This is a genomic window from uncultured Roseibium sp. (genome assembly GCF_947494555.1).
GTDB lineage: Bacteria > Pseudomonadota > Alphaproteobacteria > Rhizobiales > Stappiaceae > Roseibium.
In genome coordinates, this window is record NZ_CANLVF010000002.1 from 807,782 (window position 1) to 832,159 (window position 24,378).

The 24,378-nt window shown below is 56.8% G+C and carries 27 protein-coding genes; 22 read left to right on the forward strand and 5 right to left on the reverse strand.

The features are described 5' to 3' along the window. Positions 1 to 147: 147 nt before the first annotated feature. From hemB to Q0915_RS12210, 3 genes are all read left to right on the forward strand, one after another. Positions 148 to 1,143 carry a porphobilinogen synthase gene (hemB, locus tag Q0915_RS12200; RefSeq protein ID WP_299472322.1) on the forward strand — a complete coding sequence of 332 codons (996 nt, stop codon included), beginning with the start codon at positions 148 to 150 and terminating at the stop codon, positions 1,141 to 1,143. Next, the gene (locus Q0915_RS12205; protein WP_299471779.1) at positions 1,140 to 2,393 is read left to right on the forward strand and encodes a threonine ammonia-lyase; all 1,254 of its coding nucleotides are present in this window, start codon (positions 1,140 to 1,142) and stop codon (positions 2,391 to 2,393) included. Before hemB ends, Q0915_RS12205 begins: the two co-directional genes overlap by 4 nt. 112 nt (positions 2,394 to 2,505) lie before the next feature. Next, positions 2,506 to 3,012: an RDD family protein gene (locus Q0915_RS12210; protein ID WP_299471781.1), complete on the forward strand. Its 507-nt coding sequence runs from the start codon at positions 2,506 to 2,508 to the stop codon at positions 3,010 to 3,012. A 74-nt stretch (positions 3,013 to 3,086) separates the two neighbouring features. Here the strand turns inward: Q0915_RS12210 and Q0915_RS12215 are convergent, their stop codons facing one another. Beyond that, on the reverse strand, positions 3,087 to 3,572 hold the full coding sequence (locus Q0915_RS12215; protein WP_299471783.1) for a TspO/MBR family protein: 486 nt from the start codon (positions 3,570 to 3,572) through the stop codon (positions 3,087 to 3,089). A gap of 275 nt (positions 3,573 to 3,847) precedes the next feature. On the opposite strand from Q0915_RS12215, the gene Q0915_RS12220 reads away from it, so the two are divergent. The 5 genes from Q0915_RS12220 to Q0915_RS12240 all read left to right on the forward strand — a co-directional run bounded on the left by Q0915_RS12220 (position 3,848) and on the right by Q0915_RS12240 (position 8,056). Continuing rightward, on the forward strand, positions 3,848 to 4,999 hold the full coding sequence (locus Q0915_RS12220; protein WP_299471785.1) for an ABC transporter substrate-binding protein: 1,152 nt from the start codon (positions 3,848 to 3,850) through the stop codon (positions 4,997 to 4,999). Positions 5,000 to 5,061: 62 nt separating this feature from the next. Continuing rightward, a complete protein-coding gene (locus Q0915_RS12225) occupies positions 5,062 to 6,135 on the forward strand; it encodes an iron ABC transporter permease (RefSeq protein ID WP_299471787.1) in 1,074 nt (357 codons plus the stop codon). Continuing rightward, positions 6,132 to 6,905: an ABC transporter ATP-binding protein gene (locus Q0915_RS12230; protein WP_299471789.1), complete on the forward strand. Its 774-nt coding sequence runs from the start codon at positions 6,132 to 6,134 to the stop codon at positions 6,903 to 6,905. Before Q0915_RS12225 ends, Q0915_RS12230 begins: the two co-directional genes overlap by 4 nt. Beyond that, entirely contained in the window at positions 6,889 to 7,368 is a 480-nt protein-coding gene (locus Q0915_RS12235; RefSeq protein WP_299471791.1) for a pseudoazurin, read from the forward strand. The genes Q0915_RS12230 and Q0915_RS12235 overlap by 17 nt, the downstream gene beginning before the upstream one ends. A 7-nt stretch (positions 7,369 to 7,375) precedes the next feature. Next, positions 7,376 to 8,056 (forward strand): class I SAM-dependent methyltransferase, encoded by a 681-nt coding sequence (locus Q0915_RS12240; protein WP_299471793.1) that lies wholly within the window; start codon positions 7,376 to 7,378, stop codon positions 8,054 to 8,056. Between the two features lie 186 nt (positions 8,057 to 8,242). Here Q0915_RS12240 and Q0915_RS12245 read toward each other — a convergent pair whose 3' ends face one another. Next, positions 8,243 to 9,145, reverse strand: a complete 903-nt coding sequence (locus Q0915_RS12245; RefSeq protein WP_299471794.1) for a LysR family transcriptional regulator — start codon at positions 9,143 to 9,145, stop codon at positions 8,243 to 8,245. Between the two features lie 98 nt (positions 9,146 to 9,243). Here Q0915_RS12245 and Q0915_RS12250 point away from each other — a divergent pair, with 98 nt between their 5' ends. The 5 genes from Q0915_RS12250 to Q0915_RS12270 all read left to right on the forward strand — a co-directional run bounded on the left by Q0915_RS12250 (position 9,244) and on the right by Q0915_RS12270 (position 13,935). Next, positions 9,244 to 9,648, forward strand: a complete 405-nt coding sequence (locus Q0915_RS12250; RefSeq protein ID WP_299471796.1) for an MAPEG family protein — start codon at positions 9,244 to 9,246, stop codon at positions 9,646 to 9,648. Continuing rightward, positions 9,648 to 10,322: an SDR family NAD(P)-dependent oxidoreductase gene (locus tag Q0915_RS12255; RefSeq protein WP_299471798.1), complete on the forward strand. Its 675-nt coding sequence runs from the start codon at positions 9,648 to 9,650 to the stop codon at positions 10,320 to 10,322. The genes Q0915_RS12250 and Q0915_RS12255 overlap by 1 nt, the downstream gene beginning before the upstream one ends. Next, positions 10,322 to 10,987, forward strand: a complete 666-nt coding sequence (locus Q0915_RS12260) for a cupin domain-containing protein (protein WP_299471800.1) — start codon at positions 10,322 to 10,324, stop codon at positions 10,985 to 10,987. Before Q0915_RS12255 ends, Q0915_RS12260 begins: the two co-directional genes overlap by 1 nt. A 307-nt stretch (positions 10,988 to 11,294) precedes the next feature. Next, positions 11,295 to 13,130, forward strand: a complete 1,836-nt coding sequence (locus tag Q0915_RS12265) for an SLC13 family permease (protein ID WP_299471802.1) — start codon at positions 11,295 to 11,297, stop codon at positions 13,128 to 13,130. Positions 13,131 to 13,161: 31 nt separating this feature from the next. Then, positions 13,162 to 13,935 (forward strand): arginyltransferase, encoded by a 774-nt coding sequence (locus Q0915_RS12270; protein ID WP_299471804.1) that lies wholly within the window; start codon positions 13,162 to 13,164, stop codon positions 13,933 to 13,935. Between the two features lie 18 nt (positions 13,936 to 13,953). On the opposite strand, the gene Q0915_RS12275 is transcribed toward Q0915_RS12270, so the two are convergent. Next, complete coding sequence (locus tag Q0915_RS12275) at positions 13,954 to 14,622, reverse strand: uracil-DNA glycosylase (protein ID WP_299471806.1); 669 nt, start codon at positions 14,620 to 14,622, stop codon at positions 13,954 to 13,956. Between the two features lie 9 nt (positions 14,623 to 14,631). Next, positions 14,632 to 15,225, reverse strand: coding sequence for an NYN domain-containing protein (locus Q0915_RS12280; RefSeq protein WP_299471808.1), 594 nt, complete (start codon positions 15,223 to 15,225; stop codon positions 14,632 to 14,634). A gap of 377 nt (positions 15,226 to 15,602) precedes the next feature. On the opposite strand from Q0915_RS12280, the gene rpoZ reads away from it, so the two are divergent. The 9 genes from rpoZ to recO all read left to right on the forward strand — a co-directional run bounded on the left by rpoZ (position 15,603) and on the right by recO (position 23,550). Then, the gene (gene rpoZ / locus Q0915_RS12285) at positions 15,603 to 16,004 is read left to right on the forward strand and encodes a DNA-directed RNA polymerase subunit omega (RefSeq protein ID WP_299471810.1); all 402 of its coding nucleotides are present in this window, start codon (positions 15,603 to 15,605) and stop codon (positions 16,002 to 16,004) included. A gap of 108 nt (positions 16,005 to 16,112) precedes the next feature. After that, a complete protein-coding gene (locus Q0915_RS12290; RefSeq protein ID WP_299471812.1) occupies positions 16,113 to 18,359 on the forward strand; it encodes a bifunctional (p)ppGpp synthetase/guanosine-3',5'-bis(diphosphate) 3'-pyrophosphohydrolase in 2,247 nt (748 codons plus the stop codon). Between the two features lie 30 nt (positions 18,360 to 18,389). Continuing rightward, positions 18,390 to 18,971 (forward strand): orotate phosphoribosyltransferase, encoded by a 582-nt coding sequence (gene pyrE, locus Q0915_RS12295; protein ID WP_299471814.1) that lies wholly within the window; start codon positions 18,390 to 18,392, stop codon positions 18,969 to 18,971. 34 nt (positions 18,972 to 19,005) lie between these two features. Beyond that, a complete protein-coding gene (locus Q0915_RS12300) occupies positions 19,006 to 19,608 on the forward strand; it encodes a DUF2062 domain-containing protein (RefSeq protein WP_299471816.1) in 603 nt (200 codons plus the stop codon). Between the two features lie 61 nt (positions 19,609 to 19,669). Continuing rightward, positions 19,670 to 20,101, forward strand: a complete 432-nt coding sequence (gene acpS / locus Q0915_RS12305) for a holo-ACP synthase (protein WP_299471817.1) — start codon at positions 19,670 to 19,672, stop codon at positions 20,099 to 20,101. 116 nt (positions 20,102 to 20,217) lie between these two features. Then, positions 20,218 to 20,970, forward strand: a complete 753-nt coding sequence (gene lepB, locus Q0915_RS12310) for a signal peptidase I (RefSeq protein ID WP_299471818.1) — start codon at positions 20,218 to 20,220, stop codon at positions 20,968 to 20,970. A 46-nt stretch (positions 20,971 to 21,016) separates the two neighbouring features. Continuing rightward, positions 21,017 to 21,724, forward strand: a complete 708-nt coding sequence (gene rnc / locus Q0915_RS12315; RefSeq protein ID WP_299471819.1) for a ribonuclease III — start codon at positions 21,017 to 21,019, stop codon at positions 21,722 to 21,724. Between the two features lie 109 nt (positions 21,725 to 21,833). Beyond that, the gene (era, locus tag Q0915_RS12320) at positions 21,834 to 22,733 is read left to right on the forward strand and encodes a GTPase Era (RefSeq protein ID WP_299472323.1); all 900 of its coding nucleotides are present in this window, start codon (positions 21,834 to 21,836) and stop codon (positions 22,731 to 22,733) included. 58 nt (positions 22,734 to 22,791) lie between these two features. Further along, positions 22,792 to 23,550 carry a DNA repair protein RecO gene (gene recO, locus Q0915_RS12325; protein WP_299471820.1) on the forward strand — a complete coding sequence of 253 codons (759 nt, stop codon included), beginning with the start codon at positions 22,792 to 22,794 and terminating at the stop codon, positions 23,548 to 23,550. Between the two features lie 4 nt (positions 23,551 to 23,554). Here the strand turns inward: recO and lepB (Q0915_RS12330) are convergent, their stop codons facing one another. Next, a complete protein-coding gene (lepB, locus tag Q0915_RS12330) occupies positions 23,555 to 24,217 on the reverse strand; it encodes a signal peptidase I (protein ID WP_299471821.1) in 663 nt (220 codons plus the stop codon). Positions 24,218 to 24,378 lie beyond the last annotated feature (161 nt).

The window sequence follows — 24,378 nt, forward strand, 5'->3', positions numbered from 1 at the left end:
GTTATTTTACAGACTGTTGGACTGCGTCAATCTGCGTGATAGATTGACGTCTCACTTCCGCCAGAATGAATCTCGCCATCAATAACTATCGAGCCAACAGATCCGATGCCGTCCAAACCGCCTCTTCCGCCGATCACATCCGACCATATGGATACGCTGCTCGCCGGCACCCGCATGAGACGCAACCGCCAGACGGACTGGTCGCGCCGGCTCGTGCGCGAAAACGCACTTACAACGGACGATCTGATCTGGCCGATTTTTCTGGTGGACGGCACGAATGTGCGTGAACCGGTTGCCTCAATGCCGGACGTATTTCGTCTCTCGGTCGATCAGGCAGTCCGTGAGGCAACGCGTGCGGCCGAGCTTGGCATTCCGGCCCTGGCCCTCTTTCCCTACACCGATCCTGACCTTCGTGACGACATCGGTTCGGAAGCGCTGAATTCACAGAATCTGACCTGCCAAGCGCTTCGCGCGATAAAGGCGGAGGGGTTGAATATCGGTCTGATGACTGACGTAGCGCTCGATCCCTATACCAGCCACGGCCATGACGGGCTGATGGACGGCGACACGATCCTCAATGACGAAACCGTCGATCAGCTTTGCCGCCAGGCGCTGGTTCAGGCGGAGGCCGGATCGGACGTCATTGCCCCATCGGACATGATGGACGGCCGGATCGGCGCTATCCGGCAGGCGCTGGACAGCCAGGACTTTCGCGGAACGCAGATCATGGCCTATTCGGCAAAATATGCATCCGCCTTCTACGGACCGTTCCGGGACGCCGTCGGATCATCCGGAACGCTCAAGGGTGACAAGCGCACGTACCAGATGGACCCGGCAAATACCGATGAAGCCCTGCGCGAAGCGGAGCTCGACATCGCCGAGGGCGCGGACATGGTCATGGTCAAACCCGGCCTGCCCTATCTCGACATCGTCCGGCGCATCAAGGACGAGTTCCAGGTCCCGACCTACGCCTACCAGGTCTCAGGTGAATACGCGATGATCAAGGCGGCCGGCGCCAATGGCTGGCTCGACGGCGACCGCGCGATGCTCGAAAGCCTTCTTGCCTTCAAGCGTGCCGGCGCGGACGGGATCCTCACCTATTTCGCGCCCAAAGTCGCCGAGATGCTGGCGCCGGGGAAATGACCGCGTCTCCAGTTCAAGCGGACGCATCCGAAGTCACATTCGAGCGCATTCAGGCAGCTGCTGACCTCCTCAAGGGTGCCGTGCTTGAAACGCCGTGCCTGCCCGCACCGCGCCTGTCACTGCTGACCGGCGCGGATGTTTTCGTCAAGTATGAGAACATGCAGGTGACCGGCGCCTTCAAGGAACGCGGCGCGTTGGTGAAACTTACCAGCCTGAACGAGCAGGAAAAGGCACGCGGTGTCATCGCGGTGTCCGCGGGCAACCATGCACAAGGTGTTGCCTATCATGCCGGGCGCCTCGGCATTCCGGCAACGATTGTCATGCCGGTGCTGACCCCGTTCGTGAAAATTTCCGCAACAAGAGGCTACGGTGCGGAAGTGGTTCTGGCGGGAAACACCCTGGCGGAAGCCAAGGCCGAGGCAGACCGGCTTGCCGCGGAAAAGCATCTTGTCTGGGTTCATCCCTATGACGACATGCATGTCATTCACGGACAGGGAACCATCGCGCTTGAGATGCTTGCCGCCCAGCCTGATCTTGACGCGATCGTGGTGCCGATTGGTGGCGGCGGGCTGATCGCAGGCATTGCCACGGCAGCGAAAGCGATCAAGCCTTCGGTCCAGGTAATCGGCGTTGAAACAACGCTCTATCCCGGCATGTGGGGCGCGTTTTATGGCAAGGAAGTCATGTGCGAGGGCGCGACGATCGCGGAGGGTATCGCCGTTCGCGACATTGGGCTTCTGACCACCGAGGTCGTCAAGAGATCCGTCGATGACGTTGTCCTTGTTTCGGAAAGCAGCATTGAGCAATCGATCAATGCCTATCTGACGCTACAGCGCACCATCGCCGAGGGCGCCGGTGCTGCCGGTCTGGCTGCGCTTCTCTCCGACAGAGCCCGGTTTGAGGGCAAGAAAGTCGGCCTGGTGCTGTGCGGCGGCAATATCGATCCCCGGCTTCTTTCCAAGATCGTGGTGCGCGAACTCGCGCGAGACGGCAAGCTCGTCTCCATCCGGATCGACACGCCGGACCGCCCCGGCACACTCGGCGAAATCGCAACGGTTATCGGCGACATGCAGGGCAACGTCGTCGACGTGGAACACCACCGGCTCTTCCTGAACGTTCCCGCCAAGGGCGCCACGCTGGATGTCTCCTTCGAAGCCTTCGACCGCGAACACGGCGAGCGCATCGTCGCGGCCCTGCGCGACCGAAGCTACGTCGTCCGCTATCTGGAGATCGGCGAGCGGATGGACTAGGCCTTCTAAGGTCTCGTGGTCGTTGCTTTTACTGTTTTCGCTGAAGCAGCACATTTGCGTTTCCGCCTCACAATCCCCACATCAGCGTCATCACGTTTTCGGGAGCCGATTTATGTCAGCAGAGACTTCGACCGACTATGTCCGCCAGGACGTTTTTGACCCTGCCCGCCATCCGGAATTGTTTTCAGGCGTCCGCAGCCGGCGGATCTTTGCGTTTTTTATCGATGTGATCGCTATCGCGATTTTTACTGTTCTTGCAGGCATCGCGGTGTTTTTCCTGGGCGTCTTCACACTCGGTCTCGGCTTCCTGCTCTACGGCATCCTGCCGGCAACGGTCGCACTACTTTACGTCGCCTTCACGCTCGGCGGACCGCAGGCCTCGACCCTCGGCATGCGCGCCATGGGACTGGAAATGCGCCTTTGGTACGGCGCTAAGCCCTATCCCCTGCTCGCGGCCGTGCACGCGCTGCTGTTCTGGTTCTCTGTTTCGCTGCTGACGCCGCTGATCCTGCTGGTCTCCCTCTTTTCAGACCGCAAGCGCCTTTTGCACGACATCATCCTGGGCGTCGTCGTGATCAATTCGGACTATCACCGACAGTATGTGGACGGGCGTTACTGAGCTGGGCAGGTCTGCCAAAATCTGCAGACCCTCGCCTTCGTTGATTATTTCAGCCTCGAACGACACTTGGCCTGTCAATTCATCAGCGCCAGCGACAGGTTGAGCAAACCGGCAAACCCAACCCAGGTCGCATAAGCGCAAAAGAGCAGAGCGGAGGCCGGGTCGGGGTGCCAGCGATCCTTGATGAAAAGCAGGATCAGCGCAAACATGCAGGCGATCACCGCGAACGCGTTCCAGACCTGATGCAGCACGAAAAAGAGCGGTGACCAGGCCCAGTTGAGGGCCATCTGGCCATACCAGAAGACCATTGCTTTCGAGCGCGGGGCCGCCCGAAAGGTTCTCCATCCGGCGACTGCAATGAAGACATAGAGAACGGTCCAGACCGGTCCGAAAATCCAGTTGGGAGGGTTGAAGAACGGTTTGTTCAGGTTCGCGTACCATGCCCCCGGTGCCGACTGCGTTCCGATAAAGATCCCCATTCCAAGAACGACGATCAGGAACAGCGCCAGAAGCGCCATTGCGCCCGGACCGCGCAGCCGGGGTGACGTGTTATTTGTCATTTCTTTGCAATTTCTCCCGTTCTCGCTTCACACATACTCGATACAGTTTTCATTGCCGATGAACGGCTTGCCTAACATACGCAGTTGACGTGTCCCGAGACTTCCCAGGCCACGAGAATACGGATGCGATCCGAAACCAGGGGCGTAGTTTTTGTTTTTTTCTCCGGGCTCTACCGCAACGGGCAAGCCTGATTAGAATAAACCTGAATATTTTAGTCGACTTTAAATTTCGAACCTGTTATTGCTGCGCAGCAATCTAACTAACGGAAAACGCTATGTCTTTCTTCAAACGCGTAGGCGCACTGACGTGCGCTGTCGTGGCCGGCACCTTGTTGACTTCTCAATCGACAACCGCCCACGCCGAGGCCCTCACCTTCACCGATATCGCGGGGCGTGAAGTCACCCTGCCGGAAATGCCGGACAAGATCATCCTTGGCGAGGGTCGGATGATGTATGGCATTGCGCCGCTGATCGAGGGCAACCCGTTCGAGAAAATCGTCGGCTGGAAGAGCGACCTGGTTCAGTACGATCCGGATGCCTTCCGCAAGTATGAGGGCGCTTTTCCGGAAGACACTGCGCGGATGATCGACTTCGGCAACCCTTATGCGGGCGACTTTTCCGTCGAGGCTGTTCTGGAAGCGGAAACCGACCTTGTCATCCTCGATGTCGGCAACCTCTTCAAGGCAGAAGAGACCGGCCTTATCGAAAAGCTCGGCAACGCTGGCGTACAGGTGGCCTTTATCGATTTCCGCCGAAACGCGACTGAAAACGCCGTTCCTTCAATGCTGATTCTCGGCCGGATCTTCGGCGAGGAAAAGCGCGCCGCGGAATTCATCGACTTCTATATTGCGCAGATGCGCAAGGTGACGAATATCGTCGACACCATTCCGGCGGAAGACCGTCCGCTCGTCGTCGTTGAGAATGCCGCCGGCTGGCAGGATGATTTCTGCTGCTGGTCGTTTGGCCCCTACAACTATGGCCGGTTTGTTGAACTTGCCGGTGGCAAGAACCACGCCTCAACGCTTGCTAACGCCTATTCTGTTGACCTCAGCCTGGAAGGCATCATTGAGGCGGACCCGGATGTTGTCTTCGGGACAGGTGCCAACTGGAAAGAAGCGCGTCCGGAAGTCACGTCGACTTTGCTCGGCTATGAGGGCGATCCGGAAGTCAACGCTGAACGTCTCGCTGCCCTTGCCGCGCGCCCGGGGTTCGCTGATCTACGCGCCGTCAAGGACGGGCGTTTTCACTCGATCTATCACCAGTTCTACAATTCGCCCTACCATTTCGTTGCGATCCAGGTGCTGGCGAAGTGGTTGCATCCGGACGACTTTGAAGATCTGGACCCCGAGGCGACCTTCCAGGAGCTGCATGACCGGTTCCTGCCTTACGAGACCTCCGGTCAATTCTGGATCACGCTCAACCAATAAGGCAGTTCATTGCACAAGGCTCCGCGGCGGTTTGCTGCGGAGCCCATTTCCATGGGTCATTTATGTCTGACAGTTCACTTGTCTCCGGCGAAGCGTTGTCGCTGGTGCGTGCCTACAAGCTTCGCAATGTGCGCAGGGCCGCGCTTATCGGAATTGCCTTCCTGCTTCTTGCCGCTCTCGTCGTCATCGACGTTACGACCGGTCCGGCGAATCTTTCGATCTGGCGAACGATCGAGGTCATCTTCGACCGCTCGCTGGCAACACCAAAGGAAGACGTCATCATCTGGCAGCTTCGATTGCCCGTAGCCATCATGGCGATTGCGGTCGGCGCCATGCTCGGCGTCGCCGGTGCGGAGATGCAGACGATCCTCAATAATCCGCTGGCCGATCCGTTCACGTTGGGCCTGAGCTCTGCAGCCGGTTTCGGCGCCGCCCTTGCCATCGTTTTGGGTTGGTCCGTCATCCCCGGCGTCGGCGGCCTGTTCGTTTCGGTCAACGCGTTCATTTTTGCCATGTTGACCTCATGCGCGCTGTTCCTGTTCACGCGGCTGCGCGGTGTCACGCCTGAAGCGATGATCCTGGTCGGCATTGCAATGCTCTTCACATTCAATGCCCTACTGGCGTTTCTGCAATACGGCGCGTCCGAAATTCAGCTGGCGCAGTTGATTTTCTGGCAGCTGGGTTCCCTGGCGCGCGCAACCTGGACGAAGGTTGGCGTCTGCTTTGTCATCCTCGCGCTCATTTTGCCGTGGTTCATGTATCGCTCCTGGGCACTGACGGCCCTGCGTATGGGTGAGGACAAGGCGGCTGCTCTTGGTGTCAATGTCGGGCTCTTAAGGATCAGCGTCCTTGCCGGTGTCTCGCTCCTTTCGGCGGTCGCCGTCTCCTTTGTCGGAGCGATTGCCTTTGTCGGGCTCGTCGGACCGCACATCGCACGTATGATTGTCGGCGAGGATCAGCGCGGGTTCCTTCCCCTCTCAGCACTGTGCGGCGCGCTCATCCTGTCCGGCACCTCCATCGCCTCCAAGGCCATCACACCGGGGATCGTCTATCCCATCGGCATGATCACATCGCTGATAGGCATACCGTTCTTCATTCTGTTGATCCTCGGTCAGCGCAAGAGGCACTGGCAATGAGCGCTCTAACGGCAGAAAACCTCACATTTTCATACGGTGCGCGGCGGATATTCGACGGTGTTGGCTTCGACCCGATCATACCCGGCCAGCTGACCGCGCTCATCGGCCCGAACGCGGCAGGCAAATCGACGCTTTTCCGGCTGATTGCAGGCCTTTTGAAACCGGAAACTGGCAAAGTCCATCTCGGAGATACCGATCTCGACACGCTATCAACGCGCCGCCGGCTGGAGCGTGTCTGCTTCATGCCCCAGTTCTTCACCGCCAATGCCGCCCTTTCCGTCTTTGACGTCGTCATGATGGCGCATAAGCAACTGAAGGGCTGGCGGGTGAGCGAAAACGACATGATCATTGTCGGCACGGCTTTGCAGGAAGCCGGTATCGGTCATCTCTCGGAAGCCTATGTCAGCGAACTTTCCGGCGGCCAATCCCAAATGGTTTCCGTGACACAGGCACTGATCCGAAAATCTGATGTCTACCTGTTCGACGAACCGACTTCGGCGCTTGACCTCAGGCACCAGCTGGAAGTGCTGGGGCAGATCAAATCCGCTGTGGCGGACAGAGACGCAATCGGCGTCGTCGCCTTGCATGATCTCAATCTCGCAGCGCGCTTTGCTGACAACCTGATCCTCATTGGCGAAGGGCGGATCCTTGCGCAGGGACCGCCTGCGGAGGTGCTGCGCGCCGATGCCATTTCAAACACTTACGGTGTTGCCATCGAAACAACTATAGGCCCGAGAGAGGAACTGATTGTTCATGCTTACGCGTCGTAATTTCGTGTGCTCGGTTGCAGCGATGGCCGGTGCCGGATCTGCGCTCGCCTGCCCGGCTCCGGAACAGACCGGAAATGCGCACGGGATCCTCATGCTGAACGCGGCCTGCGGCGATCCGGATGCGCCCAATGTCTTCGAACCGGCGATCTTACGCATCAACACAGGCGACAGCGTCACATTTGTTCCGACCGACACAGGGCACAATTCAGCCTCCAAGCGCGGGATGATCCCCGATGGCGCGGAACCCTGGAACGGTGCGATCGATGAGAACCTGACAGTCAAATTCACGGTTCCAGGTATCTACGGGCATATATGCGTGCCTCACTATGAATGGGGCATGGTCGGGCTGATCGTCGTTGGAAACGACTTCTCCAACTTCAAATCAGCCAAGAAAGTCAGGCACCCGGGCAGCGCGCGCAAAGTCTTTCGCGCGCTCCTGAAGGAACTGGAAGCAGAGGCCTAGACCCAAAGTGAAAGCGAACCTGATCGACACCTGGTCCAACATTTCCTCGGAAGAAGACACAATGACGGCGGATCACACCTGGATCTGGTGTGAGATGATCGAGGCGATGGACGAACGCAATCTTGCGAACGCGACCGTCCTTGATTTCGGCTGCAACCAGGGCGGCTTTCTGAGGCTGCTTTACGATCTGCGCCATTTCAAATCCGCCGTAGGCGTGGATATTGCCCGTCATGCCGTCGACCTTGCCGAGGCAGCAAAGGGAAACCGGCCGATTACGTACCGGTCGACAACCGACATATTAAAACTGGAGGAACGCTTCGATCTGGCGTTCAGCCATGAAGTCATCTATCTGATCGACGACCTCAAAGAGCACGCCAAACAGATTGCCGGTGTTCTGAAAGCGGGCGGGAGCTACTATGCAGTAACCTGCTGTCATCGCGACAGCCCGCTCTGGGGGATGTGGCGGCCCCAGATCCAGGCGTTTTCGAACGTTCCGGTTCCCAATCACAGCGTCGCAGACATTGCAGGTGCATTCCGGAAATCAGGGTTCAACGTGTCTGTACGCCGGTTCCTGGCCAACGCTTTCATCCCGCTTGCCGAACCAAGCGACTATTTTCCGACCGATGTTGACCGGCTCGAAGTCTACAGCCGATGGAAGCTGATGTTTCGCTTTGAATTGGAAGCTTAGCGAAAAGCGTCGTCTGCCGATCTAAATCGCCGCGCGCTTACCAGGCAACACCGGCGGCCGAGTTCGAGATGCGGAGTTGGCATGGGGGGCCGGAACTTGTGGCAATCCGCAAGGCTGTTTTCTCATTCCCGCGCGACAGAGCCATGTACTGGCAATATCTGTTGGCGATACAAAGGCCTGATCAACTCAGCTGCCGTCAAGAGTGCCGTTTTCGAGTAGAGAAACCAGCCTGGCGACATGCCGTGCCTCTCTGGGTGTTGCGGACCAGCACGCAAAGAGCTCCAGCATCGCCGCCCGCCCATCCGTTTCCAGGATCGGAAGGCACGGTCCCTGCCGCAATCTGGAAACCTTGCTTGCCGGCAACAAGGCAGCGCCCAATCCGAGATCGGCCCAGTTTTCCAGTGCCGCATAGGAAATCGCACGCCCTGGATAAAGATCAAGCGACAGGCCCTCAGTCTCAAACATCGCTTCTGTCGCCTGCGACAGGCCGCAATGTCCGGAGGTCAGGATCAAGGTCTGACTCTCGAGTTCACGAAGCGATACGGCACCGTCGCCAAAACGATCGAGCTCGGCACCACTTGGCAGAAAAACCCAAGGGTCTTTGTAAAGCCGGGACGTTGCAATCCCCTTTCGCTCGATGGCGGTTTCCGGAAGGATTGCCAAATCAAGGGTCTCTGAGTGCAACCGGTCATGCAGGTCGTCGATGAAACACTCCTTGAAGACAAACTCCACTCCAGGATACTGCTGTTGATAGTCCGCAAAAAGGTCCATGATCCGTGGAACTTCGACGATGGGCGACACGCCGATACGGATCAGTTTGACCTCGGGCTTCAAGAGCTGCCTCACCTGAGCCAAAAGCGCCTCTTCCGATGCAACAACGTCTGAAATTGCCGGAAGAACCTGTCGACCGAATTCGGTTATGGCAACGGAGCGCGTACTGCGCTGGAAAATCTTCGCGCCGAATTGATGCTCGATCTGCTTGATCCCGGCGGAAAGCGTCGGCTGGGTCACGTTGCAGGCGTCCGCTGCCGAACGGAAAGATCCTGTTTCTGCAACGCTCAATACGAACGCCAAATGCCGTATATTCATTGATAGAATTCTCCTATCAATAATTAAGATTATTCAATTTCTCCGAAATTACGGCAAATGATACCCAGTGATCAACCGAAAATCACAAGAGGTTCCAAATGCAAACCACTCCTGAACTTGCCTGGTTGATCGCAATCTCCATTTTTACCGCAGCGTTGTGGATGCCTTACGTTCTTGAAAGCTTCGTGCGGCGGGGCGTCTTTGTCACAATGGGAAATCCATCGCCGGATGATCATCCGATGCCTGCCTGGGCGGACCGGGCGAAACGGGCTCACCTCAATGCCGTGGACAATCTTGTCGTCTTCGCAGCCGTCGTTCTTGCGGCCGTGCAGCTGGGAACGACTGGCGGCGCTATCCTCACAGCAGTTCAAGTCTATGTCCTGGCGCGCATCGCGCACTATGTCGTTTATGTCGCGGGCGTGCCCGTCGCACGAACGCTGACATATCTGATCGGCTTTTTCGCAACGCTGTTCATAGCTGTTGACGCTCTGGGAGGTATTTGATGAAGAACAATCTCGCAATCATAGCAGGTGCCGGAGGCGCGCTCGGGCCAACGCTCGCACACGCTCTTGACCAGGCCGGCTACGACACGGTCGGCGTTGCCCGCAACAATCCGGGTGACGCCTTCAAGGAATTCGTGCAGGCCGATCTGTCTGCGCCACAAGATGTCGAGAGTGCGTTTTCTTCCATTCTCTCGCGTCACGGGGCTCCGGCGGTATTGATCTACAATGCGCACAAGTTCCTGATTGAAACCTTCGAAGATACTTCGATCGAGCAATTCGAGGCCGTCTGGCGAACCGATACCCTCGGCGCGTTTGCCGCGGTCAAGACCGTGCTTCCGGCGATGCTGGAAAGAGGCGGCACAATCCTCTTTTCGGGCGCGACTGCGTCGACCCGTGGCAGCGCAAAATTCGCCGCGTTTGCCTCTGCGAAATTCGCCCTGCGCGGGCTCGCGCAAAGCCTTGCCAGAGAATACGGGCCAAAGGGAATTCACGTTGCCCACGTCATTATCGACGGGCTGATCGACGGTGGCCATGCGCAACAACTGTTCAGCGTCCCGGCAGTTGACTGCATTCCAGCCGATGCTCTGGCCAGGCAATATCTCGACCTGATCCGGCAGCCGAGCGGCGCCTGGACACATGAAATAGACATACGCCCTTCGGGTGGGAAATTCTGATGCAGCTTCGTGCCGATTTCGCGCGCCGGGAAGTCGTTCGGCCCGAAGACGAGGCTTGGCGCCCCTCCCCGTCCCCAGGGGTCGACAGGCGTATGCTGGACCGGATCGGGAATGAGGTGGCGCGTGCGACAAGCATTGTCCGCTATGCACCGAACACCCGGTTCAGCGCGCATGCACATGATGGCGGCGAAGAATTCCTTGTATTGGAAGGAACGTTTGCCGACGAACACGGCGCTTACCCGCAAGGCACCTATGTGCGTAACCCGGTGGGGACATCGCACAGCCCAACGGTTGGGAGTAAAGGCTGCACGATTTTGGTAAAGCTGTATCAATTTGACCCCGAAGACCAGACGCAGACAGTGATCGACACGCGATCTTCAGACTGGATTGAAGGCACTGATCCGGGGCTCAGACTGCTTCCATTGCATAAATTCAAATCGGAGCGGGTCGCCTTGGTCCACCTGGAGCCGAACACACGGCTTGATCCGCGTGAATTTCGCGGTGGCGAGGAAATTCTGGTTCTTGAGGGCGCGTTTCGCGACGAGTTCGGCTGCTATCCCGAGGGTACCTGGATCCGCTCTCCACATCTTTTCAAACATGCGCTGTTTACGGAAACGGTCAACGCTCTGCTCTATGTGAAGACGGGGCATCTGCCGGAAAACTGACAGGTGTTTACTAACGACCACGCATTTTGTTCACCTGCTTGCAAGGCAGGTCAAACGACGGTTGACCGTCAATTTCACTCTTTTGCCATGGCGCGACAAGCGGCTCATTCAATGCAGTAAGCCAGCGTCGTCAATCGCTTACAAACACCTGTTCCGAGTTCGATTCATCTCGAAGAAAAGCGCAATAATCGGTGTGCATGCACTTCTCAATCAACGCATTCTCACCCGCCTGCCCTTCCAATCGCCCGTCGGCCTGTTCTAAACTGCAAGTTCGTTAAGAATGGCCATGGTGGCTATGGGCAGGTGAATGCATTCAGTTGATATTGCGATGGCGCTCACCTTTGTGGTGATCGCGTCAACCGTCATCCTGTACGCTGTAGAGCGCTATCCGATCGAGACGGTCGCTCTTGGATCCGTGACAGCTTTTATTGTCATCTTTTCTTTCATCCCGGTTGAAACTCCGGACGGCGGGACCGTCGCTACCGGCGACTTTCTCATGGGGTTCGCCAATCCAGCCCTCGTTACGGTCATTTGCCTGTTGATCATTGGCCAGGGCCTGTTCCAGACAGATGCACTGGAAGGGCCGGCAAAAGCGATTGTCCGCATGACACGCGGACGCTCGGCATTTGCGACCATTCCCATTCTGCTTGCAGTGGCGGTGTTGAGCGCGTTTTTGAACAACACACCTGTGGTTGTCATGTTCCTGCCCATTCTGACAGCAGTTGCCGCGACTGTCGGGCAGTCACCTTCTCGCGTTCTGATGCCGCTCTCCTTCATCGCGATCCTCGGCGGCATGACCACATTGATCGGATCTTCGACCAACCTGCTGGTTGCCAATTACGCCGCCCAGACCTCCGACCTCAGGCTTACTTTTTTCAGCTTCACGCCGATCGGCCTGATCATGGCGGGGGTTGGCGCGATCTATGTGTTTTTCGTTATGCCCAGACTGATGAAAGCGCGAAAAACCATGGCGGAAGAATTCCAGGCCACTTCGGGAAAACAATTTATTGCGCAGATCGAAATCACATACGGGCATCCGCTTGTCGGGGTTGAAGCTGTCTCGGGCATGTTTCCGAAACTGAAGGACATGACGGTGCGCCTGGTGCAGCGCGGTCAAAAACCGCTTCTGCCTCCGTTTGAAAACGTGGTGTTGTCCCCCGGCGACACGGTCATCGTGGCCGCGACGCGTAACGCCCTTGCAAATGCGCTTGCGCGCCGGCAGCCGCTTATGGAAACGGAATCCGATCCGGCGAATTCGGGCCGGGAACAACAGGCGGCACAGCCCGGTTCGATCAGTCTTGCCGAGGCTGTGGTTGCGCCCGCATCCCGGCTCATGGGCAGAACGCTGCCGCAGTCGGGATTTTATGCCGATACAGGTTGCCTTGTCATGGGTATCCAGAGGCGAAGCCGCATGCCCCGCATGGCGATGAACGACATCCGTCTTGAAGCCGGTGACGTGCTTCTGGTCGCCGGAAATGAAGATGATATCGCACGCCTGCGCGGCAACCGGGATGTGCTTCTTCTGGACTGGTCGACGGCCGAGGTGCCCAGGCGTCGCTTAGCACCGCACGCCCTAGCGATTTTCGCATGTGTGGTTTTTCTTGCTGCGACCGGTCTGGTGCCGATCGTATCTGCCGCAATCGGCGGAACGTTTGCTATGATCGCGTCCGGTTGCCTGAACATCCGGCAGGCGATGCGGGCGATCGACAGCCGGATCTTTATGCTGGTCGGTGCGTCCCTGGCAGCTGCCGTCGCACTTGAAGCAACGGGCGGGGCGACCGCGATCGCCACCGGGCTCGTTTACATGCTCCAAGGCGCGTCTGCGGCGACAATGCTGTCCGCTCTTTTCTTTCTCGTGATGGTGCTGACGAACTTCCTGTCCAACAATGCCGCCGCAGTCCTGTTCACGCCGATTGCGATCAATCTGGCAAATCAGATCGGTCAGCCCCCCGAAGCCTTTGTTGTCTGCCTCATTATTGCTGCCAATACATCTTTTGCCACGCCGGTCGGCTATCAGACCAACCTGATCGTCATGGGCCCCGGCCACTACAGGTTTATCGACTTTATCCAAGCCGGTGCTCCGCTCGCCGTTATTTTATGGTTGACCTTCTCGTTGGTCGCGCCATGGTACTATGGGATCTAGAGCAAGAATTGAGGTATTGCGGGACAACAAGGTGACACGACACCCCACAGATCATCCCCAGTTCTATCTAACAGCACCGGCGCCCTGCCCGTATCTTGAAGGCAAGCAAGAACGCAAGGTGTTTACGCATCTCGTTGGGCATGGTGCGCCTGCGCTCAATGAAGTGCTGACGCAGGGCGGTTTCCGGCGAAGCCAGAACATTGCCTACCGCCCGGCTTGCGAACAATGTCAAGCCTGTGTCTCGGTGCGCGTTCGCGTAAACGAGTTCAAATGGAGCAAGTCGTTCAAACGCGTGTGGAAGTCCGCCTCGGACCTGATTGGGGCAAGGCTTCCAGCCAGCCCGTCAGCTGAGCAGTACGACCTGTTCAGGGACTACCTCCAGGAACGTCACGAAGACGGTGGCATGACGGAAATGAGTGTCCTGGACTACGCCATGATGGTCGAAGACACGCATGTCGAAACCCTCGTGATCGAATATCGCCGGCGGGGACCGGACAGCTTTGTCACCGGAACCGGCGAAGGTCCGCTCCTGGGCGTCGCGCTCAGTGACCAGCTCTCCGACGGCCTGTCGATGGTCTACTCGTTTTACGATCCCACCTACGCCGACACTGCCCTTGGCACTTATATGATCCTGGATCACATTGAGCGCGCCCGGAAACTGAGGCTGCCATACGTCTATCTCGGGTATTGGGTCGAAGGATCCGCGAAGATGGCCTACAAGGCGCGTTTCAAGCCGCAGGAACATCTTGGTCCCAACGGCTGGACGATTGTTGCGGCGGACGACACCGCCGCCCGAGAAGACTGAAGTCGTCTCCTCAACCTCTTACTTTTCCGCAGGTAATTGTGCCCGTATCTTGTCAAAGACCGCGCGGAACATATCCTCGGTCAATCGGCCTGTATTCGTGTTGTAGCGCGAGCAATGATAGCTGTCGAAAAGCGACATTGCGTATCCGGGCAAGGCATGCTCGGCCGCGTGTGCGAACGGAAAATCCGCGCGGCGCTGCCCAAGTGCTGTCAGAAAGGTTTCGTGAGCAATTCGACCCAAGGCAAGAACCGCACAGATGGACGGATTGGCGGCAAGCGTCGACAGGAGGTAGGGCCTGCAGGTTTTGATTTCCAATCCTGTCGGCTTGTTCTGCGGCGGCAAGCAGCGAACGGCATTGGTGATCATCGCATCCTTGAGGACCAGTCCGTCATCCGGACGTGCGTCGTAGCGGCCCTCTGCGAAGCCGTATTCCAAAAGCGTCTTGTAAAGGAGATCACCTGCGTAATCGCCAGTGAAAGGACGCCCAGTGCAATTGGCCCCCTTCATCCCCGGCGCCAGCCCGACAATAAGCAGCCTTGGCGCGTTCGATGTAAATGAAGGCACTGGCGCATTGTGCCAATCCGGGTGCGCCACTTTCAGCTCGTTACGCAATGCCACGAGCCTCGGACATTCCGGACAATCCAGTGGAGGATCGACCGGACCCGGATCTGCAAAATTGTGCGGCATCAAAGCGCCTTAGTAGTCATCGTCCTCGTCATCGTCGTCGACATGCGACGACATTTGCGGGCGCACCGGCCGTTCGGACGGATCCCGGCCGATCTTGTTGGCAAGGCTTGCCAGATCGATGAAGTGATCGGCCTGACGGCGCAGATCATCGGCGATCATCGGCGGCTGTGTTTTGAGCGTGGATACAACACTCACCTTACGCCCCTTGCGCTGAAGCGCCTCAACGAGCGATCTGAAATCACCATCCCCGGAAAACAGAACGATATGGTCGACAGACTCGACCAGTTCCATGGCATCGACTGCAAGTTCGATATCCATGTTGCCCTTGACTTTCCGGCGCCCTGCACTGTCCACGAATTCCTTGACCGGCTTAGTAATGACTTTGTAGCCATTGTAATCCAGCCAATCGATAAGCGGCCGGATGGACGAGTATTCCTGATCCTCAATCAACGCCGTATAATAGTACGCGCGCAAGAGATATGCCTGTCCCTGAAACTCCTTCAACAGCCTTTTGTAATCGATATCAAAACCGATCGCTTTAGCCGTCGAATACAAGTTGGCTCCGTCAATAAACAAAGCAACTTTTTCTCGAGCGTCAAACATATTATTTGAAACCTTTCCGAGTTAATGCGTCGTCAAAGGAAAGTCATTGTTGATCTGGCGTCCCGCAGCCAAATCCGAAATGTCTACCACTCGGCCAACGCATTTTCGCTGAGAATACATCTATCGCGTGTCGCCGCTTAACTCAGCTTATTGTTTTCTTTTTCCCACCGACCCTATTGATTCTTGTAGGTCCTAAATAGTGCCCTACACTATAATATTGGACAGCTGCAATGCAAAAGCGAGCGGTGCTGAAAAAAAATCGATAAAACCTAGCCTGAAGCAGCGCGTTCCTCTCAAATCAAACAAGGGGTTGCTTTTTGGAATTCTGATCACTATACGCTTTTTTTTCAAGTTCCTTTAGCCTATGGAGACGTCGAATGGCGCGCGTGACCGTCGAGGACTGCATCGACAAGGTCGAAAACCGGTTTGAGCTGGTGCTGATTGCTGCGCATCGCGCTCGCATGATCTCGAGCGGTTCGCCGCTGACAATCGAACGCGACAACGACAAAAATCCCGTCGTTGCCCTGCGCGAGATCGCCGAGCAGACCGTCAGCCCGGAAGACATGAAAGAAGACCTTATTCATTCTCTGCAGAAATTTGTGGAAGTGGACGAGCCGGAAACCGAAGCTGTGCCGGTTGTACCTTCTGCAAACCAGCACCAGGTGACACAGGTCAACAATGTAGACGACAGTGCGGTTGAATTCGATCGCATGTCGGAAGAAGACCTGTTGCGCGGTCTTGAAGGTCTGGTTCCGCCGGAACGGACCGACGACGTTTGAATTTCCGTCAAGTTCCCGTCTGAAACGCGGCTTTCCCGCCCCGGCGTTTCAGGCGGATTTTCTTTTTCGCGCTGATGTCTCAGCCGGTTGCGTGGGTCGGTTGCGGCCATGATGCGTCAATATGAACTCGTTGAACGGGTTACGCGTTATAATCCGGAAGCAGACGAAGCCTTGCTCAACAAGGCCTACGTCTACGCCATGCAAAAGCATGGCTCGCAGATACGCGCCTCAGGCGATCCCTATTTTTCCCATCCTCTTGAAGTCGCCGCGATCCTGACGGACCTGCGTCTGGATGATGCGACAATTGCCGTCGCCCTTCTTCACGATACGATTGAAGACACCGACGCGACCCGATCGGAAATAGATTCGCTGTTCGGCGAAGAGATCGGCAAGCTCGTCGAGGGGCTGACGAAAATCAAGCGGCTCGACCTGGTTTCGCAAAAGGCGAAGCAGGCCGAAAACTTCCGAAAGCTGCTTCTTGCGATCGCCGACGATGTCCGGGTGCTTTTGGTCAAGCTTGCCGACCGGCTGCACAACATGCGCACGCTGAAGCACATGCCTCAGCATAAGCGCGGGCGCATCGCCGAAGAGACCATGGAAATCTATGCGCCGCTGGCCGGGCGCATGGGCATGCACGACATGCGCGAGGAACTGGAGGACATCTCGTTCCACACGCTCAATCCGGAAGCCTACGAAACGATCACCGACCGCCTCGCGGACCTGAGAGAAAAGAACCGCGATCTGATTGCGGACATCGAAACAACGCTTTCGGAACGCCTCAGCGAAAGAGGCATGGCGGCCGAGGTCAAAGGCCGGGAGAAACGGCCTTACTCGATCTTTCGCAAGATGCAGCGCAAGGCCATCGGTTTTGAACAGCTTTCAGACATTTACGGTTTCCGGGTCACGGTCGGCACAATGGAAGCCTGTTACAGGGTCCTTGGCGTGATCCACACAACCTGGCCGACGGTACCCGGCCGGTTCAAGGACTACATTTCCACTCCCAAGCAGAACGACTACAAATCGATCCACACCACAATCGTCGGTCCTTCCCGTCAAAGAGTGGAGCTGCAGATCCGAACGATTTCAATGGACAGGGTTGCCGAGTACGGCATCGCCGCACATGCCCTCTACAAGGACGGAGAACTGGGCGGGCGGAACATTGCACGCCATACTGACGATTGCCGGGCCTTTGAATGGTTGAGGCGCACGACGGAGCTGCTGGCGCAAGGCGACACGCCTGAGGAGTTTCTGGAAAATACCAAGCTCGAGCTTTTCCACGATCAGGTCTTTTGTTTCACACCAAAGGGACGTCTTATCGCACTCCCGCGCGGCGCAACGCCCATCGACTTCGCCTACGCGGTGCATACGGGCATTGGCAACACCTGTGTCGGCTGCAAGATAAACGGCAAGATCATGCCGCTTGTCACCGAGCTTCATAACGGCGATGAAGTTGAAATCATTCGCTCGCCGGCGCAGACGCCTCCCCCGGCTTGGGAAGCCATCGCCGTTACGGGCAAAGCGCGGGCTGCAATCAGACGGGCGACCCGCGAATCGGTGCGCAAACAGTACGGCGCGCTTGGCGAACACATTCTCAAGCGGGCCTTTGCGCGTGCCGACAAGGCGTATTCCGAAGACCTACTGGATGCGGTTCTTGGTGAGCACCACCAATCAAGCGTTGCCGACCTTCTGGCCGCCGTCGGACGGGGTGATCTCAGCGCGCAGTCGGTGCTGAAGTCGGCTCATCCGGACTATCAGGACGAGCGCGTGGCGGTTACAGGCCCGCCCATGGAAGAAGGCTGGTTCGGTCTGAAAAAGGGCCACGGTCTCAAGTTCCGGATACCGCCAGCGGATCTGCAAGGTGACCGGAAACCGGACGAAGGCTCGACGGACTATGGCGAAGGTCCCGCACTTCCTATTACCGGTTTGTCCGGCGATATTCCTGTGAGTTTCGCCCCTGACGGAGGTGCCGTTCCAGGTGACAGGATCGTTGGTATCTTGACCCCTTCGGAAGGACTGACCATCTATCCCATACAATCGCCGTCACTCAAGGAATTCGATGACCAGACGGAACGCTGGGTCGACGTGCGTTGGGATATCGACGTCAACAATCCGGAGCGCTTTCCGGCAAGGCTTGATATCTCGGCCGCGAACGAGCCGGGGTCGCTGGCTGCGATTGCTCAGGTCATCGGTGAGAACAGCGGGAATATCGACAATGTGAAGATGCTGCAAAGGGCACCGGACTTTCACCAGATGATGATTGACCTGGAAGTGTGGGATCTGAAGCATCTGAACCGGATCATCAACCAGTTACGTTCCAAACCGAACGTATCAAGTGTCAGCCGGGTGAACGGCTGAGCGCATCCCGAGCCAAAAGGATCTCGATTTATGACCCGCGATGAAGTTCTGGCGCATTTCCGCGAAGCCGGTGCCATCCTGGAAGGACATTTCATCCTGACCTCGGGACTTCGCAGCCCCATTTTCCTGCAAAAAGCCCGTGTTTTCATGTATCCGGACAAAACGGAAGTACTTTGCAAAGCCCTTTCCGACAAAATTAAAAATACCGGTCTCGGACAGATTGACTACATCGTGTCTCCCGCGCTTGGTGGCCTTATTCCCGGATATGAAACCGCGCGGCATTTGGGCGTTCCGGCAATGTGGGTGGAGCGCGAAGACGGTGAATTCCGGCTGCGCCGCTTCGACCTACCAAAAGGTGCCCGGGTCATCGTCGTTGAGGATATAGTTACCACAGGTCTATCTAGCCGCGAGACGGTAACTTCGTTGAAAGCTCTTGGTGCTGAAGTTCTCGGCGTGGCCTGCCTGATCGACCGGTCAGGTGGCGAGGCGGATGCATCGGTTCCCATCATTGCGCTGGCAGACTACAAGGTGCCGGCGTATGAACCCGACAATCTGCCGCCGGAATTGGCCGCCCTTCCGGCGGTCAAGCCGGGCAGCCGCGGACTGAGCTGAAAACGAACGAGCCGAAAGGACTAGAATAGACTTTATGCTGTTCCAACGCAGAAATAGACCTTCGCGCATCGAGCGCTTGCGCGTTGCAGTCTGGCCGCGGAACAGCTGGTCCAGGTCGACCAGGTATTTCGGCAAAAGGGTTCTGAGGCTCACAGCGACACCCCATGCGATTGCTATCGGGTTTGCAGCCGGCGCATGTGCCTCCTGTACGCCACTGGTCGGATTTCATTTTCTGACCGCTTTCGCCGCAGCGTACGTGGCGCGCGGTAACATGATCGCCGCCGCGCTTGGCACTTCGATCGGCAACCCGCTGACATTCCCTTTCATCTGGGCGTCGACTTTCAAGATCGGTCAATGGATCCTGCATGGCCGAGCGCCAAAAGCCGATCCACATCAGGTACAGCAACGTTTTCAGGAGGGTCTTTTTGAGAAATCGCTGGACTCTCTCTGGCCAATGCTCAAGCCGATGTTCATTGGCGCTGTTCCCCTTGGTCTCGTGGTGGGAAGCGTCTCCTACGTGATTGTGTATAAAAGCGTTGAAGTCTATCAGCGGCGGCGGCGCGTTACGCTTGAAAACAGGAACAAGCGCGACTACACACCGCCGCCCGGCACCATGGAAGAAGATGGAAGCGCTTGAGTTCCGGTGACACGACCCCCAAGTAAGCGTGAGCGCACCTGAAATACGGATCAACAAAAACATGATCTTGGGAATTGGCAGTGACCTGATCGACATCCGGCGGATCGAAAAGACACTCGATCGTTTCGGCGAGAGGTTCACGAACCGGGTTTTTACCGAAATTGAACGGACCAAGTCCGACAAGCGTGCGCAGCGCGCGGCCTCCTATGCGAAACGTTTCGCGGCCAAGGAAGCCTGTTCGAAAGCACTCGGAAGCGGGATTCGAATGGGCGTTGCCTGGAGAGAAATGGGTGTGGTCAATCTCCCCTCCGGCAAGCCGACCATTTCATTGACCGGCGGAGCCGCCGAGCGCCTTGCGGCCATGACGCCGGACGGATTCCGGACAACCATTGATCTGACGATTACGGACGATTTTCCTCTCGCGCAGGCTTTTGTCGTGATTTCAGCATGGCCGTCGGACTGGCCTCAACCACCATCAACAGGTTCTTCATGAAGAGGTCCCTGCTGACCAGCGCCACTGCATTGCTTCCGTCGGCATGAACCGTTAAGAGTTCCGCTCAACAGCAGGCGGGCGAAGCGGAACCACCGAGAAGATTTTTAAGGGATATTATGAGCGTGTCGGAGAACAAAAAAGAGAAGGACGGTGGTCTCTATGAGACAGTGAAGGTCGTCGTCCAGGCGCTGCTGCTTGCCCTGATTGTGCGCACATTCCTGTTCCAGCCGTTCAATATTCCCTCCGGTTCGATGAAAGATACCCTGCTGATTGGAGACTATCTCTTCGTCTCCAAATACAGCTACGGATACTCGCGCTATTCGTTCCCTTTCGGTCTTGTTCCCTTTTCCGGACGCGTTTGGTCGGCTGAACCGGAACGCGGTGACGTGGCGGTGTTCAAACTGCCGACGGACACATCCATCGATTACATCAAACGTGTGATCGGATTGCCGGGAGACACCATTCAGGTCCGCGAAGGCGTAGTCTACATCAATGGCGAAGCCGTGAAGCGGGAACGCATTGACGATTATATCGAAACCTCCGCGTCAGGCGCCGTTCGCCGTGTGCCCCGTTTCCGGGAAACGCTGCCGAATGGCGTCACTTACGACACGCTCGATTTGACCACCCGCGGCCAGCTGGACAACACACGGGAATACGTCGTGCCGGAAGGCCACTTCTTCATGATGGGCGACAACCGCGACAACTCGGTGGACAGCCGCGTCCTTTCCAAGGTCGGATATGTACCACTCGAAAACTTCATGGGACGCGCCGAGATCCTGTTCTTCTCAATTGGTGATGGAACGCCGGCCTGGCAGATCTGGACCTGGCCGTGGACCGTTCGCTGGGATCGCATCGGCAAGTCCCTTTGACAAAACCTATGTGGGCCCTTTTGCACTTGGTGCCTAAGCAGGCTGAATGACACAAAAGCAAAAACCAAATGCTGTATCGGCGCTCAAGGCGGCACTCGACCATGAGTTCAGGGATCTGGACCTTTTGCGAACCGCGCTGACCCACGCAAGCGCCCTTGCCCCCTCCGAGACCGTTTCCGGCAGCTATCAGCGTCTTGAATTTCTCGGGGACCGGGTTCTTGGTCTCGTAATAGCGTCCATGCTCCACCAGCATTTCCCCAAAGCCGATGAGGGAGAGCTTGCGCGGCGTTTCAATCATATGGTGAAACGCGAAACCTGCGCCGAAATCGCACAGGAGCTCGGTGTCGGCGATGCCATGCGGATCGGACTTGCCGAAGCCCAGACAGGCGGCCGCAAGAAAACGGCCCTTCTTGCAGACATATGCGAGGCAGTGATCGCCGCCATCTACCTTGATGGAGGATTTGAAGCTTCCGAACGGTTTGTAAGGCGCTTGTGGGAACCGCGTATGCTATCGTGGACAGGGCCGCTGCGGGACGCAAAAACAACGCTTCAGGAATGGGCGCAGTCCAAGAGCATGCCGACACCGCACTACGAGGTGACAGGCCGCGAAGGACCCGACCACGCCCCGAGCTTTACCGTTTCGGTTATTTTGAGGGGTCTGCCCGCTGGCGAAGGTCAGGGCGGTTCGAAACGCATAGCGGAACAAAATGCGGCCGAGGCCGTGTTGCGCCGGGAAGGCGTTTGGAAGGATTGAGAACACCTTGAGCGACGAGAACAACCCAGATGAGCCGAATGACGAGGAAGACGGTTTCGTCCCGGCAAAAGGCCGTTTTGACATACCCCTTCCCGAACCTTTGGCAGATATGCCAAGCGATACCAAGGCGGGCTTTGTTGCTTTGATCGGAGCACCCAACGCGGGCAAGTCCACACTGATCAACCAGCTCGTCGGCACCAAAGTTTCCATCGTCACGCACAAGGTTCAAACAACAAGATCCATCGTGCGCGGCGTCGCCATGCACGGCAAGACGCAACTCGTCTTCATCGATACACCGGGAATTTTCAAACCAAAACGGCGCCTTGACCGGGCAATGGTCGATACGGCCTGGGGCGGTGCGCGAGATGCGGATCTGATCGCGCTTCTCATTGATGCCCGCAAAGGCATCGACGAGGAAGTGGAGAACATTTTCAAGCGTCTCAAGAGCCAGTCCGCACCGAAGGTCCTGATCCTCAACAAGACTGATGTCGCCAAGCGAGAAAAGCTTTTGCAGATCGCTCAAAAGGCAAACGAATATCTTGAGTTCGAAGAAACCTTCATGATTTCCGCACTCACCGGAGACGGCACCGAGGCGATACTGGACCATTTCGCCTCGAAAGTGCCGAGCGGCCCGTGGCTTTATCCGGACGACCAGCCCTCCGATCTTCCATTGCGTATTCTGGCTGCGGAAATCACCCGCGAAAAACTGTTCGAACGCCTGCATCAGGAGCTGCCCTACATTTCGACGGTTGAGACCGAACAGTGGCAAAGCCGCAAGGATGGATCTGCGCGCATCGAGCAGACAATCTATGTTGAAAGGGACAGCCAGAAAAGCATAGTGCTCGGCAAACGGGGACAGACGATCAAAGCAATTTCACAATCCGCACGCGAGGAAATCTCCGAGATTATCGAAGCGCCCGTGCACCTGTTCCTGTTCGTGAAGGTTCGCGAGAACTGGGCCGATGATCCTGAACGGTATCGCGAAATGGGACTTGAGTTTCCGAAGTAAAAGGATGCACGCTCGCCGTCCAACGATGGTCGACTTGTCCTAACCCAGGGTATTGCACGTGGAATGGAACGACCGCGGCGTGGTGCTCACCACCCGCAAACACGGCGAAAACGACATTATTCTGGAAGCCTTGACCACTGATCACGGTCGGCATCTGGGTCTCGTGCGCGGTGGCCGGTCTCAGCGGCATCGTCCCGTCTTGCAGCCGGGCAATGAGTTGAACCTGACCTGGAAAGCCCGGCTCACGGACCACCTCGGCAGCTTTCAGGTTGAAGGCAATACGCTGCGTGCCGCCAACCTCATGACAACCGGGGTCGGGCTTGCGGGGCTTCAACATCTGGCCTTCCTTCTGAAGCTCCTGCCCGAACGTCACCCATATCCGCGCCTCTACGATGCCTTGAACGTGGTGCTGGACCATCTCGATGCACCGGACGCAGCCGCCGCCCTTCTGATCCGTTTCGAGCTGGAGCTTCTCCGCGATCTCGGCACAGGCCTCGACCTCAGCACCTGCGCGGCAACGGGACAAAGTGACGATCTGGTCTATGTGTCTCCAAAGTCGGCACGTGCGGTCAGCCGGGATGCCGGCAAGCCCTATCACGACCGACTGCTTCCCCTGCCCTCGTTTCTGGTGGAAGGCCAGCGTCAGGCCGGAAGTGAACTCACCTGGCTAGATGTCACACAAGGGTTCACCCTGACCGGCTTCTTCGTGACCCGCCACGTGGAGGAAAACAATCGAACGGCCGCTGGTACACGTGAACAGCTCTTGAGCGCACTGGAGCGGCGCTACCGCGAAGACTTTCCCTGGAATTTCGGCTAGCCGGTCAATGTCCGTCATCGCCAATGCGCCGCCAAATAAAACTTTTTTCCGGTCCGGAATAATAGACGTGCCTGGCAACTCCCTTGACATCCTCGATTGGCACAAAACCTACAGTGGACAAGACTCTGCTATCGACCGAGTTGTCCCGATTGTCACCGAGAACAAACAAATGCCCGTCAGGCACTACATACTCTTTCGTATTGTCGAGCTTTTCTGAATCGCTCAGTTCCAGTATTTCGTATTCTACTGCGTTCGGGAGTTTTTCGTTGAAGCGGCTGAATGAATCTCCGGCGTAGGAACCGTTCCTGGCGGTGTATGCGCTGCCCTCGGTACGTGATATGGCAACTCTGTTGATAAAGACGATACCATCTTGAATCTGAACGGTTTCTCCCGGCAGTCCGATAAGCCGCTTTACATAGTCGGCACTGACTTTTTCATTCCAGAAAACAATTACATCGCCTCTAATTGGTACGTATCGCTCTCCAAAACCTGAAAAAATTCGCTTCACCAGAAACTCGTCGCCAACTTCCAGGGTCGGCAACATACTTCCGGCAGGCATGATGTAGTGCTTTGCCCTGTAAAAATAGTAATCATTACGCTCACTCAAATAAATAACAAACACTAAAAGACTAAGAGCAAATAACGACCAGATTATTTTCTTTGACATTGGTGAGTCGCCTAAGTTCGCGTAATTCAAAAGTAATTGCAATTTAAACTCACTACCCAACGCCAAATGCAACTAATTTTTTAACCGCAGACCTGCACTCAAAACTGAACGCGTGGTGACAAACATGCTCTGGCGACGAGAGGTTGATAAAATCCGTTGAA

Excerpts from the sequence above, each read along its gene's own strand:
- Q0915_RS12275 (WP_299471806.1), bottom strand. The coding sequence starts at position 14,622 with ATGCCGCACAATTTTGCAGATCCGGGTCCGGTCGATCCTCCACTGGAT.
- acpS (WP_299471817.1), top strand. The coding sequence starts at position 19,670 with ATGATCTTGGGAATTGGCAGTGACCTGATCGACATCCGGCGGATCGAA.
- Q0915_RS12220 (WP_299471785.1), top strand. The coding sequence starts at position 3,848 with ATGTCTTTCTTCAAACGCGTAGGCGCACTGACGTGCGCTGTCGTGGCC.
- lepB (WP_299471818.1), top strand. The coding sequence starts at position 20,218 with ATGAGCGTGTCGGAGAACAAAAAAGAGAAGGACGGTGGTCTCTATGAG.
- Q0915_RS12230 (WP_299471789.1), top strand. The coding sequence starts at position 6,132 with ATGAGCGCTCTAACGGCAGAAAACCTCACATTTTCATACGGTGCGCGG.
- rpoZ (WP_299471810.1), top strand. The coding sequence starts at position 15,603 with ATGGCGCGCGTGACCGTCGAGGACTGCATCGACAAGGTCGAAAACCGG.
- Q0915_RS12300 (WP_299471816.1), top strand. The coding sequence starts at position 19,006 with ATGCTGTTCCAACGCAGAAATAGACCTTCGCGCATCGAGCGCTTGCGC.
- pyrE (WP_299471814.1), top strand. The coding sequence starts at position 18,390 with ATGACCCGCGATGAAGTTCTGGCGCATTTCCGCGAAGCCGGTGCCATC.
- hemB (WP_299472322.1), top strand. The coding sequence starts at position 148 with ATGGATACGCTGCTCGCCGGCACCCGCATGAGACGCAACCGCCAGACG.
- era (WP_299472323.1), top strand. The coding sequence starts at position 21,834 with ATGCCAAGCGATACCAAGGCGGGCTTTGTTGCTTTGATCGGAGCACCC.
- Q0915_RS12250 (WP_299471796.1), top strand. The coding sequence starts at position 9,244 with ATGCAAACCACTCCTGAACTTGCCTGGTTGATCGCAATCTCCATTTTT.
- Q0915_RS12210 (WP_299471781.1), top strand. The coding sequence starts at position 2,506 with ATGTCAGCAGAGACTTCGACCGACTATGTCCGCCAGGACGTTTTTGAC.
- Q0915_RS12265 (WP_299471802.1), top strand. The coding sequence starts at position 11,295 with ATGCATTCAGTTGATATTGCGATGGCGCTCACCTTTGTGGTGATCGCG.
- Q0915_RS12225 (WP_299471787.1), top strand. The coding sequence starts at position 5,062 with ATGTCTGACAGTTCACTTGTCTCCGGCGAAGCGTTGTCGCTGGTGCGT.
- Q0915_RS12235 (WP_299471791.1), top strand. The coding sequence starts at position 6,889 with ATGCTTACGCGTCGTAATTTCGTGTGCTCGGTTGCAGCGATGGCCGGT.
- lepB (WP_299471821.1), bottom strand. The coding sequence starts at position 24,217 with ATGTCAAAGAAAATAATCTGGTCGTTATTTGCTCTTAGTCTTTTAGTG.
- Q0915_RS12215 (WP_299471783.1), bottom strand. The coding sequence starts at position 3,572 with ATGACAAATAACACGTCACCCCGGCTGCGCGGTCCGGGCGCAATGGCG.
- Q0915_RS12290 (WP_299471812.1), top strand. The coding sequence starts at position 16,113 with ATGATGCGTCAATATGAACTCGTTGAACGGGTTACGCGTTATAATCCG.
- Q0915_RS12260 (WP_299471800.1), top strand. The coding sequence starts at position 10,322 with ATGCAGCTTCGTGCCGATTTCGCGCGCCGGGAAGTCGTTCGGCCCGAA.
- Q0915_RS12245 (WP_299471794.1), bottom strand. The coding sequence starts at position 9,145 with ATGAATATACGGCATTTGGCGTTCGTATTGAGCGTTGCAGAAACAGGA.
- Q0915_RS12255 (WP_299471798.1), top strand. The coding sequence starts at position 9,648 with ATGAAGAACAATCTCGCAATCATAGCAGGTGCCGGAGGCGCGCTCGGG.
- Q0915_RS12205 (WP_299471779.1), top strand. The coding sequence starts at position 1,140 with ATGACCGCGTCTCCAGTTCAAGCGGACGCATCCGAAGTCACATTCGAG.
- Q0915_RS12280 (WP_299471808.1), bottom strand. The coding sequence starts at position 15,225 with ATGTTTGACGCTCGAGAAAAAGTTGCTTTGTTTATTGACGGAGCCAAC.
- rnc (WP_299471819.1), top strand. The coding sequence starts at position 21,017 with ATGACACAAAAGCAAAAACCAAATGCTGTATCGGCGCTCAAGGCGGCA.